The 13579-nt window shown below is 31.3% G+C and carries 13 protein-coding genes; 6 read left to right on the top strand and 7 right to left on the bottom strand.

Going from position 1 to position 13579, the window contains the following annotated elements:
* Positions 1 to 102 precede the first annotated feature (102 nt).
* Positions 103 to 1503, bottom strand: coding sequence for an aspartate ammonia-lyase (gene aspA, locus J3U20_RS07940; RefSeq protein WP_160542663.1), 1401 nt, complete (start codon positions 1501 to 1503; stop codon positions 103 to 105).
* Positions 1504 to 1545: 42 nt separating this feature from the next.
* Complete coding sequence (locus tag J3U20_RS07935; protein ID WP_160542829.1) at positions 1546 to 2853, bottom strand: anaerobic C4-dicarboxylate transporter family protein; 1308 nt, start codon at positions 2851 to 2853, stop codon at positions 1546 to 1548.
* 213 nt (positions 2854 to 3066) lie between these two features.
* On the opposite strand from J3U20_RS07935, the gene J3U20_RS07930 reads away from it, so the two are divergent.
* The 3 genes from J3U20_RS07930 to J3U20_RS07920 all read left to right on the top strand — a co-directional run bounded on the left by J3U20_RS07930 (position 3067) and on the right by J3U20_RS07920 (position 5870).
* The gene (locus J3U20_RS07930) at positions 3067 to 3717 is read left to right on the top strand and encodes a Crp/Fnr family transcriptional regulator (RefSeq protein WP_160542664.1); all 651 of its coding nucleotides are present in this window, start codon (positions 3067 to 3069) and stop codon (positions 3715 to 3717) included.
* Between the two features lie 90 nt (positions 3718 to 3807).
* Positions 3808 to 5472, top strand: coding sequence for a DEAD/DEAH box helicase (locus tag J3U20_RS07925; RefSeq protein WP_105297264.1), 1665 nt, complete (start codon positions 3808 to 3810; stop codon positions 5470 to 5472).
* A gap of 65 nt (positions 5473 to 5537) precedes the next feature.
* The gene (locus J3U20_RS07920; RefSeq protein WP_160542665.1) at positions 5538 to 5870 is read left to right on the top strand and encodes a heavy-metal-associated domain-containing protein; all 333 of its coding nucleotides are present in this window, start codon (positions 5538 to 5540) and stop codon (positions 5868 to 5870) included.
* A gap of 204 nt (positions 5871 to 6074) precedes the next feature.
* Here J3U20_RS07920 and J3U20_RS07915 read toward each other — a convergent pair whose 3' ends face one another.
* The 3 genes from J3U20_RS07915 to mnmD all read right to left on the bottom strand — a co-directional run bounded on the left by J3U20_RS07915 (position 6075) and on the right by mnmD (position 7542).
* Entirely contained in the window at positions 6075 to 6278 is a 204-nt protein-coding gene (locus tag J3U20_RS07915; RefSeq protein ID WP_146105565.1) for a hypothetical protein, read from the bottom strand.
* A gap of 179 nt (positions 6279 to 6457) precedes the next feature.
* A complete protein-coding gene (locus J3U20_RS07910; RefSeq protein WP_160542666.1) occupies positions 6458 to 6883 on the bottom strand; it encodes an NUDIX domain-containing protein in 426 nt (141 codons plus the stop codon).
* Positions 6871 to 7542: a tRNA (5-methylaminomethyl-2-thiouridine)(34)-methyltransferase MnmD gene (mnmD, locus tag J3U20_RS07905; protein ID WP_160542667.1), complete on the bottom strand. Its 672-nt coding sequence runs from the start codon at positions 7540 to 7542 to the stop codon at positions 6871 to 6873. Before mnmD ends, J3U20_RS07910 begins: the two co-directional genes overlap by 13 nt.
* A 100-nt stretch (positions 7543 to 7642) precedes the next feature.
* Here mnmD and J3U20_RS07900 point away from each other — a divergent pair, with 100 nt between their 5' ends.
* The 3 genes from J3U20_RS07900 to J3U20_RS07890 all read left to right on the top strand — a co-directional run bounded on the left by J3U20_RS07900 (position 7643) and on the right by J3U20_RS07890 (position 11184).
* Entirely contained in the window at positions 7643 to 8692 is a 1050-nt protein-coding gene (locus tag J3U20_RS07900) for a branched-chain amino acid aminotransferase (RefSeq protein ID WP_160542668.1), read from the top strand.
* 130 nt (positions 8693 to 8822) lie between these two features.
* Positions 8823 to 10484 (top strand): ArnT family glycosyltransferase, encoded by a 1662-nt coding sequence (locus J3U20_RS07895; protein WP_160542669.1) that lies wholly within the window; start codon positions 8823 to 8825, stop codon positions 10482 to 10484.
* 28 nt (positions 10485 to 10512) lie between these two features.
* On the top strand, positions 10513 to 11184 hold the full coding sequence (locus J3U20_RS07890) for an ABC transporter ATP-binding protein (protein ID WP_105297271.1): 672 nt from the start codon (positions 10513 to 10515) through the stop codon (positions 11182 to 11184).
* 131 nt (positions 11185 to 11315) lie between these two features.
* Here J3U20_RS07890 and J3U20_RS07885 read toward each other — a convergent pair whose 3' ends face one another.
* Positions 11316 to 11636, bottom strand: coding sequence for a DUF493 domain-containing protein (locus J3U20_RS07885; protein ID WP_160542670.1), 321 nt, complete (start codon positions 11634 to 11636; stop codon positions 11316 to 11318).
* Positions 11637 to 11706: 70 nt separating this feature from the next.
* Positions 11707 to 13476, bottom strand: a complete 1770-nt coding sequence (locus tag J3U20_RS07880; RefSeq protein ID WP_160542671.1) for an AMP-dependent synthetase/ligase — start codon at positions 13474 to 13476, stop codon at positions 11707 to 11709.
* Positions 13477 to 13579 lie beyond the last annotated feature (103 nt).

The raw sequence follows: 13579 nt of genomic DNA, 5'->3' as shown, positions 1-13579 counted from the left end.
AAAGTATTTATATTAGGTTCAATATTTCAATAAATTTCTTGATAGTATATATAACTAAAAAAGAAAAAGCAATTGATTTCTCAATTGCTTTTCAAGGTTATATTAGTCTTTATACTTATGAGGCCCCAGCATATTTTGCGGGTTTAAAATTTCATCTAATTTTTCTTTTGATAAAAGCTTATTTTCGAGCACTAAGTCATAAACACTTAAATTTTTCTCTAAGGCTTCTTTAGCTATCTTAGTACTGTTTTTGTATCCTATATAGGGATTTAATGCTGTAACAATTCCTATACTGTTTAATACCATATCTTTGCAATGTTGTTCATTAGCTGTTATACCATCGATACAATTTACACGTAAACAGTCCATTGCGTTCATTAAGATATGAACTGATTCTAACAAGCTGTATGCGATTACAGGTTCCATTACATTTAATTGGAGTTGACCGGATTCTGCAGCCATAGTTACTGTTAAATCATTTCCAATAACTTTAAAGCATGTTTGGTTCATTGCTTCCGGAATAACGGGATTAACTTTTCCCGGCATAATGGAAGATCCTGGTTGCATAGCAGGTAGATTGATTTCGTTCAGTCCACAACGAGGTCCGGATGATAATAGACGTAAATCGTTACAAATTTTTGAAAGCTTGATGGCTACTCTTTTCAAAGCTGATGAGTAAATAACATATGATCCGGTATCCGGTGTTGCTTCAACTAAATTTTTCGCAGATATAAACGGTAATTTTGTTATTTCCGCTAATTTTTTAGCACATAATTCAGCATATCCGGGGATTGCGTTTAATCCGGTTCCAATGGCTGTAGCACCCATATTGATTTCTAAAAATAAATTAGAATTTTGGGTCAACCGTTCCACATCTTCGCTTAATGTTTCTGCAAAAGCTTCAAATTCTTGCCCTAAAGTCATAGGCACTGCATCTTGCAATTGGGTTCTTCCCATTTTTAAAACATGCATAAATTCTTTTCCTTTGTTGCGGAAAGATTCAATTAATTGTTTTAAATGATCAATTAAGATCATGTTAGAATTAATTGCTGCTAATTTTATAGAAGTTGGATAGGCATCATTAGTAGATTGGGAAAGGTTTACGTGATCGTGAGGAGAACAGTATTGGTATTCTCCTTTTTTATGTCCCATTATTTCTAATGCAATATTGGCTACCACTTCATTTATGTTCATGTTGGTTGAAGTTCCTGCTCCTCCTTGAATTACATCACTTGGAAATTCTTTGTCGTATTTACCGGTTATAATTTCCTGACATGCTTTTACAATTGCATTTTTGATATTTTCATCTAACACTCCTAATTCGCAATTAGTTTCTGCTGCCGCCCATTTTACATAAGCTAACGCTTTAATTAATTCCGGATAATTAGATAACTTTATACCTGTTATATGAAAATTGTTTACAGCCCTTTGAGTTTGAATTCCATAATATGCATTTTCAGGAACTTCTAAATCTCCTATCAAATCGTTTTCGACTCTGTACATAATTTTTTATTTATTAATTTTTTTACGGTTGTTTTTTTATTTTTAAAATAGTAAATATGCTAAACCAAAACCTACACTTACAGCTACAATGGTTGCGATAAATCCCGGTAATTGGAAAGAGTGATTGACTACGTATTTTCCTATACGAGTAGTACCGGTACGATCAAAGTTTATTGCAGCTATTATGGTTGGATAATTTGGAATAAAGAAATATCCATTTACTGCCGGAAACATAGCTATCAAACTAGGGATAGGTATGCCCAGGGAAACCCCTAACGGCATAAGTGCTCGTACGGTTGCTGCTTGACTAAACAGCATGATGGACATAATAAATAAGGCTATTGCAAAGGTCCACGGATATTCTGTAACCATAGTGGTTAACAATCCTTTGAAGAAATCTAAATTTCCACCAAAAAAAGTATCACCCATCCAGGCTATACCAAAAATAGCTATTACTGCTTGCATTCCCGCAGAGAAAATGGAACCGGTTGCTATTTTTTCTACATTGGTTTTAGTGAATAGTAAGATACATCCTGCTGCTGCCAACATAAGTATTTCTATGATATGAGGCATAGCCATTGGTACTCCATTAAAAGTGGGCTTCATTCCGTCAATGGAACCAAATACCACTATCCCTACAACACTAACCAAAAAGATGATCACAGATAATTTTGCTCCAAAACTTACTTTGTTTTTGCTGCTTTTTTCTTTTATTTCTAATAAGCCTTCGTTTATTCTTTTTTGATATTCAGGATCTTTTTCTAAATCAACTCCTATAAACATTTGTACAATTGCAGCAACTATAACTCCAATTAAAGTGGAAGGTACTGATATCATTAAAATATCCGTAAGTCTTAATTCAGGGTTTTTTACCATAATTACACTAAGTAAAGCTGCCGTAGCTGCAGAAATGGGACTTGCGGTTATGGCTTGTTGTGACGCGATAACCGAAATGCTTAACGGTCTTTCAGGCCTCACCTTTGCATCGGTGGCTACTTCTGATATTATAGGCAACAGTGCATAAGCTATGTGTCCGGTACCTGCAATCATCGTAAAAATATAAGAAACAATAGGGGCTACTATAGTAATGGCAGGAGGATAAGCTCTTAAAAGCTTTTCAGCGATATTAACCATATAGTCTATACCCCCGGATGCTTGTAATGTACTTGCTGCCGTAATTACGGCAACAATCATTAACATGACATCTATGGGCGGATTTTGCGGCTTCAGCTTAAAAACAAAAACTAAAACAGCCAATCCCAGACCTCCGAAAATACCTAATCCTAAACCTCCTTTTCTCGCCCCGATAAATATGGCTGCCATTACAACCATAAATTCCAGCAAAATCATTAAAGTGTTACTCATCTAAAAATTAATTTTATTTAATTTAATTTAAACCTAATAATATGTATAATATTTATAACAAATCTTAGTTTTAATTATTTAATATTTGCAAATGTAAACAGATAATTAAGATTTTCATTATTTTTTGTAAGTGATGTTATTTGTATTTTAAAAACAATATAACTACCTTTGTAAGTGAAAAATCTTACTTTTTTGAACATGGAGAAGCTGATTACTACCATCCCTTTTTATGCTATATTAACTGAGGAGGAGAAAATGTTTCTCTCTCAAAATTGTAGTATTGTTGACTTTGATTCCAGAGAAGCCCTTTTTAAACAAGGTAGTTTTGCGGTTAATATATATTTTGTATTGGAAGGGTATTGTAAAATGACGTACCAATCCGGCAATAAAAGAAAAATTGTTTATATAGCTCGAAAGGGAGAAATTATAGGTAAGGATTATATATTATTGGAACATTATCCTTACAGTACTCACTCGCTTACCGCTTCTAAATTAATGGTTTTTCCTAAAAACTTGTTTCAAAAAATCTGTGAATTAAATAAATCATTTTATCTTAAAATAAGCAATAAATTAGAATTTAAACTACGGGAAACCATGGAATGGTTGATTAATCTTAGTTTTAAAAATGTAGAAGGAGCTATGGCTATGTTTATTTTAAAATTTTGTAATAAAAATTTTAAGGACATCAGTTTAACTCGAACTGAAATTGCTGAAATTATAGGATATTCCAGAGAAAGCATTATTCATACCCTTACAAAATTTGAACAAGAAAAACTGATCAAAACGAAGGGCAAAGACATTATTATAAAAGATATCGAAAAACTGGAAGAAATAATAAAATACGGATAAATTCAGTAATTATTAAAAAACATAAATCAATTCTTGAATTGTTAATTAACAAACAAATCATATCTTTGTATTGATTTTTAAAAATTATTGATGAATTTATTCAAAGAGTATGGCCTATCAGAAGATTTGTTAAAGGCCATAACAGAGTTGGGTTACACTCAACCCACTGAAATCCAAAAGCAAACCATTCCCTATTTATTATCCAAGGAAGAAGACTTAATAGCTTTAGCGCAAACCGGTACCGGTAAAACTGCTGCATTTTCATTACCTATATTGGAAATGATAGATCCCTATCAAAAACATGTTCAAGCCTTAATTCTTTGTCCAACTCGTGAACTGTGTTTACAAATTTCTAAAGATATTGCCAGTTATTCAAAATATTTATCCAAAATACGCTCATTGGCAGTATATGGCGGATCTAATATTTCTGAGCAAATCAGAGGTTTGAAAAATAATCCTCAAATTGTAATAGGTACACCGGGAAGGGTTAATGATATGCTTAAAAGAGGGGTTCTAAAAATTAACCAAATTCAATGGTTGATTTTAGACGAGGCAGATGAGATGTTATCTATGGGCTTTAAAGCCGAATTGGAAACAATTCTTAAAGAAACGCCTAAAGAAAGACAAACTTTATTATTTTCAGCAACAATGTCTAAACAAGTAGAGGCTATTGCTAAAAATTATATGAAGGGTGCACAAAAAATATCAGCGGGAGGAATTAATGAAGTAAAGAAAAATATTACTCATAAATTCGTAATGGTGCGTGACCGTCAAAAAAATAACGGGTTACGAAGAGTATTGGATGCCAATCCCAATATATATTCAATTATTTTCTGCAGAACGAGAGTGGAAACTCAACATGTTGCAGATTTCTTAATGCACCAAGGATATGCAGCTGATGCTTTGCATGGAGATTTATCACAATCTCAACGAGATATGGTAATGAAAAAATTCCGATTGAAAAATTTACGAATCCTTGTTGCTACGGATGTGGCAGCCAGAGGATTGGATGTAAATGACCTTACTCATGTGATTCATTACTCATTACCTGATGATCCGGAAGTTTTCATTCATAGAAGCGGTAGAACCGGTAGAGCAGGTAAAGACGGAGAATCTATAGCTATTATCCGTCCCAGCGAAATGGTTAAATTTAATCGCATTAAAAAGGAAACTTCTATTAAGGTAGAAGAAATGAAAATTCCTACTAAAGAGGATATTTTAAAAGCGAAAGAACTTTATTTATCGGATAAGCTGCTTAATTCCGATTTTGATTCCGAAGAATTTGAACTTTCCACTATTCCTGATCTATCCAACATTTCTAAAGAAGAACTTTATAAAAGGGTAATGTTCCTTGAATTAAAATCAACTTGGGAATTCTATAAAAACGAGAAAGATATTGCTCCTATTGATAAGAACGAAAGAGCAGCCGAAAGAGGTAAAAAATCTTCCACAAGCCGAAACAGAAAGGATAGAAAAGACTCAAAAGACGGAAATAAAAGAAACAGAAAAAGTAAAAAAGGGAATTTCACTCGTTTTTTCTTTAATTTAGGCAAAAGAGATAATCTTAACAAAGTAACGGTTATTGACTTAATTAATAAAAACACGAAAGGTGCGAGAGCGGATATTGGCGAAATTGATATTAGAGATAAATTTACCTTTTTCGAAGTTGACGCCAATTATACTGATCAATTATTAAAGAAAATTAATCAGTTAAGTTTTAATGGTAAAAATATGTCATTGGAAATAGCTCAGTAGAGAGTTTAGTTGAAATTTCTAAATTGTTTAAATTATTTTAAGCTACCTAAAATATACCATAAATGATGAAACTTATAAAAAAAATTTTTGTCATCCTATTGATATTCATTTCATTTACTGAAATAAATGCACAAATAAATAATCAAAAAGTTGAAAAAATAAAAGTTTACGGTAATTGCAATATGTGCAAGGAAACTATTGAAAAAGCCGGTTATGAAGCAAATATTTCTGCTGTACTATGGGATCCGGGCACTAAAATTGCAACTATAACTTATGATGATACGCAAACATCTTTGAATGCTATTTTGAAGAAAATAGCAAAATCGGGGTACAGCAATGAAAAATATAAGGCTAAAGATTCCGATTATAAAAAATTACCGATATGTTGTCAATATTAAAAAGATAGTAAAAATAGTTTTAAGCGTTCTTTTAGAGAATTTTTTTTATTCTCATAATTTAATACATTAATTTATCAATTTAGAGAACTCAATTTTATTGAGCTCTCTTTTTTGTTTTAATTCTAAATTTACTCTGCAAAAAAAGGAACTGACTTCAAAAAGCCAATTCCTTATATTAAAAAATTAATTTATTAGTTCAAAAATTTATGAGGCGGTTGCTCTTGGATACCATACCGTACACATAATACCTTCACTTGCTACCTTAGGATGGGCGCAATTTGATTTCTGAAATTTAGAACATTTCAAACAATCATCTTCTCTATGAGGAATCACTTTAAATTCGTATGAATTACAAACTTGATTTTGGCTTACAGCAATTTCTTTAATAGTACATAACTGCCCATTCAAAAAATGCTCACAATTACCACAGCATTTAGCTAACTTTAATTCCATATCAATTATTATTTTATTTAAAAACTTTGATACAAAATTATAAATTAAGATTCAAAGATTTATTCTAAATAACTGATTTAAAGCAATTTATATTTAGAATAAATTAATATAATCGGTATAATCATTCTAAATACTCAGGTATTTTTATGAAGTAATTTTTTTACTACAATTTTATCGACCGGTAATGGGATGCTATCTAAGGTAATTTGATCTAAAGGCATCCATTCTATTTGATTTATGGACTTTTCTATTATTTGAAGATTGGAAAGATCATTACATTCCACTTTATAGTACACGGTAAGTAATTGACTATCGGGAGTTAATTTAGATTCCAGGAAAAAATCTTGAGTATAGAAATGCTCTTTTACTGTAACTTCTAAATTTAATTCTTCTTTAAATTCTCTAATCAATGTATCCCGAGTTCCTTCTCCTAATTCCAATCCTCCACCGGGCAATTTAAGTAATGATTTTCCCGCATACATTTCGTGTAGAAACATCAAACAATTATCTTTTATTAAAAGTCCATATACTCTTACATTTAATTTTGTTATCTTTTCCATGCATTAACCATTTCTCGTTTTCCTTTAGGTCCTGTTAATTTTTCTACGTCAAATCCTACCCTTTGCATGGCTCTTCTTGCACTTCCTTTACTGGAATAGGTAGTTAGCAATCCTTGTGGTGCCATCCGATCGAAGATTTGCTTAAAAATATCTTCTTCCCACAGCTCGGGTTGAACTCTTGCACCAAAAGCATCATAATAAACTACATTTATATCGGAAATAGGTAAATTTCTTAATTCAAGAAAATCTGCCTTAAATTTAATGATAGTAAAATTTTTATTAATTTGAGTTTCCTTCCCCCACTCTGCTTGATGTAATGATTGATAATATTCCTCTGCTTTTTCTTTATTTAGTAAAGTCCCGTATTGTAACTCTTTAATTTCTTCATGTGTTAGAGGATATTTTTCCAACGTATAATATCGAACAGTCAAATCCTTTTCTATTGCTTTATATAATGTTAAAAAAGCATTTAAACCCGTTCCAAAACCCATTTCCAAAATGGAAATCTCAGAAATTTTTAATTGATCTAATCCATGAGATATAAATACATGTTCTGCTTCTTGCATGATACCATGACGGGAATGATAAGTCTCATTCCATTCAGGAATATGTAAGGTTTTAGTACCTTCGGATGTGGTAATAATGGTTCTTTCTAACATAAAAAGTAAATCCTTTCAAAATTACAACTCTTTTTAATCTATCAAATGATTTATTTATTAATTTTGAAATGTTCAATAAACAATTTTAGCAAGTTAAGTAATGAAAATAAATAAAATAGCAAACTCCAGATTAGATACAATCGATCCCAATGACTCCCCTTTTGGAGCCAACATATCTGATCATATGCTCATATGTGAATATGAAAACGGTAAATGGGGAGAACCGGTTATTATGCCTTATGGTTCGATGAACTATTCTCCTGCTTTAATGGCTCTTCATTATGGCCAAGCCATCTTTGAAGGAATGAAAGCATATAAGGATAAAAATAATGAGGTTTTTTTATTCCGACCTGAAAAAAACTTTGAAAGGTTTAATAAATCTGCGGAACGTTTAGCTATGCCGCAAATACCTAAAGAAATCTTTCTTGATGGACTTTACGCTTTAATTGATTTGGATCGGGGTTGGATTCCTACTAAACCGGGTATTTCACTATATATTCGTCCGGTTATGTTTGCTTCTGAGGAAATGTTTTCAGCAAGGATATCTAAAAAATATACTTTTGCTATTATGACTTCTCCTGCCGGACTTTATTATGATAAGCCTTTAAAAATTAAAATTGAAGATTATTATACTCGTGCAGTAGACGGAGGGGTTGGATTTACTAAATGCGCCGGTAATTACGGGGCTTCTTTTTATCCTACATTTCTAGCTAATCAAAATGGTTTTGATCAGGTAATTTGGACCGATAGTAAAAATCACAGGTATTTTGAGGAATCCGGAACTATGAATGTTATGGTAAGAATCGGAAACACCATTTACACTCCCCCTACTTCCACAACGATTTTAAGCGGTATTACCAGAGACAGCTTAGTACATTTAGCCAAATATCACAATCTGGATATTAAGGAAGAACGGATATCTGTTGACGACATTGTAAATGCATATCAAGAAGGTAATTTAAAAGAAATATTCGGTTGTGGTACTGCCGTGGTAATTTCAAGGTATTCTCATTTGGGCTATCAAGATTCTATCATGGAGTTGCCTCAATTATCGGATGAAGAGAGTTATGCCGTTTTTCTTAAAAAACAGTTAGTGGGTATACAAACTAATGAAATTGATGATCCTTTTGGATGGAGATATAAAATATAAAATTATAATTATTTATAACCCAAAAATATTTTTTTGCTAACTTCTGGAACAGTCTGTGATTCAGAAGTTTTTTATTACCTATGTATAAACCTATGAATCATTTTAACATTAAATCAATATTTAGTAAATAATGAAAGTTAATTCCATAAAAAACATCCAATTTATATTCATAGGTATTTTATTCATATTTAATATTTTTCAATCGGTAACACTTCCTTTAATTGATGATGAAGCTTATTATTGGGTTTGGTCGAATCATTTGGATTTTGGTTATTACGATCATCCTCCTATGATTGCTTTATTTATCAAGGTGGGATATTTATTTTTCAAAGGAACTTTGGGGGTTCGATTTGTATCGATTATATCTTGGATAGTTGTTTATTGTATTTGGTTGTTGATTCTTAAACCTAAAACATTAAAAGAAAATTATTTATTTATAGGACTTTTTGGATCTGTCGGATTTTATCAAACGTTAGGATTTATATCTACTCCCGACACTCCTTTGCTTTTATTCTGTTCTTTATTTTTATGGAGATGGAAATCATTTACTGAGAAAAATAATCTACTAAATGCTTTACTTTTGGGCTTATCCATGGCACTTACCATGTATTCTAAATATCAGGGAGCATTATTGATTATTCTAAATTTTATTCCTTTTATTCCTTGTTTATTAAAAAATAAATGGTTTTACTTCAGTTTGTTGTTTTCTTTGCTTTTATATATTCCTCATTTATATTGGCAGTATGATCACGATTGGGCATCTATAAAATATCATCTTTTTGAAAGGAGCAAACAAAAAGCTGTGACTTATCCATTCATCAAATGGATACTTGGCATACTTATATTAGGTAACCCTTTGCTTCTCTATTTTTACGGTAAAAGTATTTTCAAACGTTTGGATGGAAATAAACCGTGGATAAGATCTTTACAATGGATTAGCTTGGGTGGAATCCTTTTTTTTAGTTTATTTTCATTTAGCAGAGTAATTCAACCGCAATGGAACTTAATTATTTATATTGCGCTCATTCCTTTAACTTATTTAACGTTTAAAGAAAAAAACAATGTTTGGATCACCGGACTTTCTTTTGCTTATATTTTACTATTGTTTTTTGTGAGAATATTATTATTCTTTCCCGCTGTCATACACAAAAGTCCCATGTATAAATTGAAGGAATTTGTTTTAAATGCTAAAGAAGTAACGGAGGGATTGGCTGTTTTTGAACGCTATCAAAAAGCGGCTGCATATAATTTTTATACACAACAACCTTCTTGTTGTTTACAAGTTTATACTCATAGATATTCTCAATATGATATTTGGAATTCCGAACAAAATATTCAAGGAAAAACTATTACATTTTTTGGATTGGAAGAATTATCTCCCGTTTACCTTGTTGATGAGGATGGAAAAAACGAGTATTATAAAACTGTAGATAAATTTTATTCTTATTCCCAAATAAAATGTGAAGTACAGCCCACTAGTATTTCATCCGAAGAAGAATCACAAACACTCGATGTTAAGTGGACAAATCCTTATAATAAAGAGATTAATTTAGGTGATGGTACTCCTCAAGAACTAGCATTTTTATTTTTCAATACTAAAACTTTTGAACCTCAAAATATAATTTCAATTAATAAAAAATTAATTCTTCCGCCTAAAAGCTCTACAGACCAAACTTTATTTATTGATGTTTCTCAAATTCCTCCCGGTACTTATAAAGTCTATCTGATTTTAAAACCCTATAATTTATTTGGAAAAATTATCTCTAATGAAATGAGCCTTCATATTCCTTAATTTTTTAGTATTTTTGATAAAATATTATATGGTACTTATTCAAAATATACATAAATCTTTTGGTTCCCTTGAAGTTTTAAAAGGTGTTTCTCTCCATATAAAAAAAGGTGAAATAGTTACCATCGTGGGAGAATCCGGTGCCGGTAAATCAACTCTTTTGCAAATCATTGGCACTTTAGACAAACCGTCAAATCCGGAAAGATATCACAGCATTATTGAAATTGATAATTTACCCATTACTCAATTGAGAGATAAGGAACTTTCTTTATTTAGAAACCAGAATATTGGATTTATTTTTCAATTTCATCAATTATTACCAGAATTTACTGCACTGGAAAACGTCATGTTACCCGGAATGATTGCCGGAAAATCTAAATCTAAATTAGTTAATAAAGCAAAGGAATTATTAAGTTACCTGAAATTATCTCACCGTTTGGAGCATAAACCCGGAGAACTTTCCGGCGGTGAACAGCAAAGGGTTTCCGTTGCCAGGGCATTAATGAATAATCCTAAAATTATTTTAGCGGATGAGCCATCAGGAAATCTTGATTCCGCGAATGCTGAAGATTTACATCAATTATTTTATCAATTAAGAAAAGAATTTAATCAGACTTTTATAATTGTGACGCATAACTCTCATTTAGCTTCTATGGCAGATAGAAGTTTACTTATGAAAGACGGGATAATAGCTAATAATTGATAATAAAAATAGTACGCTTTTCTAGCTGATTATAGTTTTTTTATTACTATATAAACTTATTTAAACTATATTCCAATAAAAAAAGCATCAAAAAATAGTTTTCTGATGCTTTTTTATTTTTAAAATTTTACTTATAACATTACTATTCCTTCAATGGAACTTGCTTCTTTATAATATTCAATAACTGAAATTGAATCCGTTACATACATAGTAATGGTTATGCTTGTATATTTACCGTTTTTACTTTCTTTCATTGAAAATGAAGCTCCGCCATGATCAAAAATTTTATGCAATTGAGCCACTTTCTTGCTTTCCGTTGGAATTATAAACTTAAACATATAATTCCCCGGAAATGTATGTTCTTTGTCTAACTGTTCTTTAAATCTTGAATAAAAATCTTCAGGATTTTCGCCTTTATTGGCAAATATTTTAATATTGTCATTCCTATTCATGGTTACCCTTAAATCAAATCTAAAGCCAAATAAAATTTATGACAAAATAGCATGTTGAAAATTATTTTAGTTATTTATCATACAATTTATTATATAAATTGATGTATTTTTCTTTAATAAATTTTCTTTTTAATTTTAAGGTAGGGGTTAATTCTCCTCCATCTACCGACCATACATTGGGGGTAAGCTCTATTTTTTTAATTTGCTCCCATTTCCCTAAATTTTTATTTACCTTTTCAACATCTTGCATGATTCTATCTTTAATTATCTTATTATTGACAATTTCTTCTGGCGAAGCAGTAGAATTTAATGGTAAATGTTTATAACTAATATATTTAGAAATAAAATCAAAATCAGGCTGTATAAGCGCACAAGGCATTTTTTCTCCGTCACCAACTACCATGGCTTCTCCTATAAACCGTGATTGCTTAAGGTTATTTTCTGTTACTTGTGGAATAATATATTTTCCTCCGGAGGTTTTAAATATTTCTTTTTTTCGATCGGTTATTTTCAAGAATCCATCTTTCATATAACCTATATCTCCTGTCTTAAGCCAACCGTCTTCCGTAAATATTTCTTTGGTTTTTTCTTCATCTTTATAGTACCCTAAGAAAACATTCGGCCCTTTGGTTAGTATTTCTCCGTCCTCTGCAATTTTAACCTCATATCCGTCTAATAAAGGCCCCACCGTTCCTAATCGGTAGACTTCATCATTTATACCGTTTACTGAAATAACCGGAGACGTTTCTGTCATTCCATATCCTTCCGTAACGAGTAACCCCGCGGCAGAAAATACTCGACAAAGATTCTCAGATAGCGCGGCACTTCCACATATCATTAACTGAAGATTATTACCTACAGCTTCTCTCCACTTTTTAAATACTAAAGCATCTGCTATTTTATGAGAAAGGCTTGCCGGTTTGAAGGGTTGATATTTTTTAGCCACATTGAGTGCCCATAAGAAGATTTGTTTTTTAATCCAACCGGAAGAAGTTCCTTTGTTATATATGGATGCATACAATTTTTCAATTACTCTCGGCACCACTAGAATTACATCGGGTTTAACTTCTTTAAAGTTTGAAGCTAATTTATCTATACCTTCTGCAAAATATATCCCATAACATTTATACATAAAGACATAGACTACCATTCTTTCTAATATATGACTGATGGGAAGAATACTTAAAATTCTGAATTTCTCATCATTTTTCATTAAAAATCTGGTATGGCATCCCATTACATTGGATAGTACATTTCCATGTGAGAGCATAACGCCTTTGGGTCTTCCTGTAGTTCCGGAAGTATAAATCAACGTCATCCATGTATCGGGTTTTATAGTATTTTTTAAAGTTTCAACATCTTGTTGATTGGATTCCTCTTCACCCTTTTCTTTAATTTCCGACCAATGAGGAACTCCTTCTATCTCATCGAAGGTAAAAATATTTGAAAGCGAAGGGCAATTTTCCTTTATATTTTGTACTTTATCATATAACTTTTTGTCAGAAATTAGACAAAATTTAGCTTCACTGTTATTGAGTATAAATGTTAAATCGTCATCGCTCATGGTTGGATATATAGGAACACTTACCGCTCCTATTTGTTGTATGGCAAAATCCATAATCATCCATTCTGTTCTGTTTACTGACGTAATTAAAGCTATTCTGTCTTCAGGTTTAATTCCATATTTTAAAAGACCTCTACTAACTTGGTTAACCTGATCTATAAGCGATTTTGTTGATATTCCTTCCCAAACTCCATTTTTTTTTGATGATAAGGAAACTTCAATCGGCCTATTTTCTAATTGATAATATAAAATGTCAAATAGCCTAGCGACTTTCATTATGTATTCATTTTAAAGCGCGAAAAATACAAAAAAATAATATATTAGCAAAAATCATCTTTTTTCTTGATTTGTTAATTAGAAATAAAAAATCAAGTTTTCT

Origin of the sequence: Apibacter sp. B3919, from assembly GCF_026537405.1 — a bacterium.
Classification (GTDB): Bacteria; Bacteroidota; Bacteroidia; order Flavobacteriales; family Weeksellaceae; genus Apibacter.
Note: the sequence above shows the minus strand (reverse complement) of the source record. Positions and strands in the feature narration are given on the sequence as shown.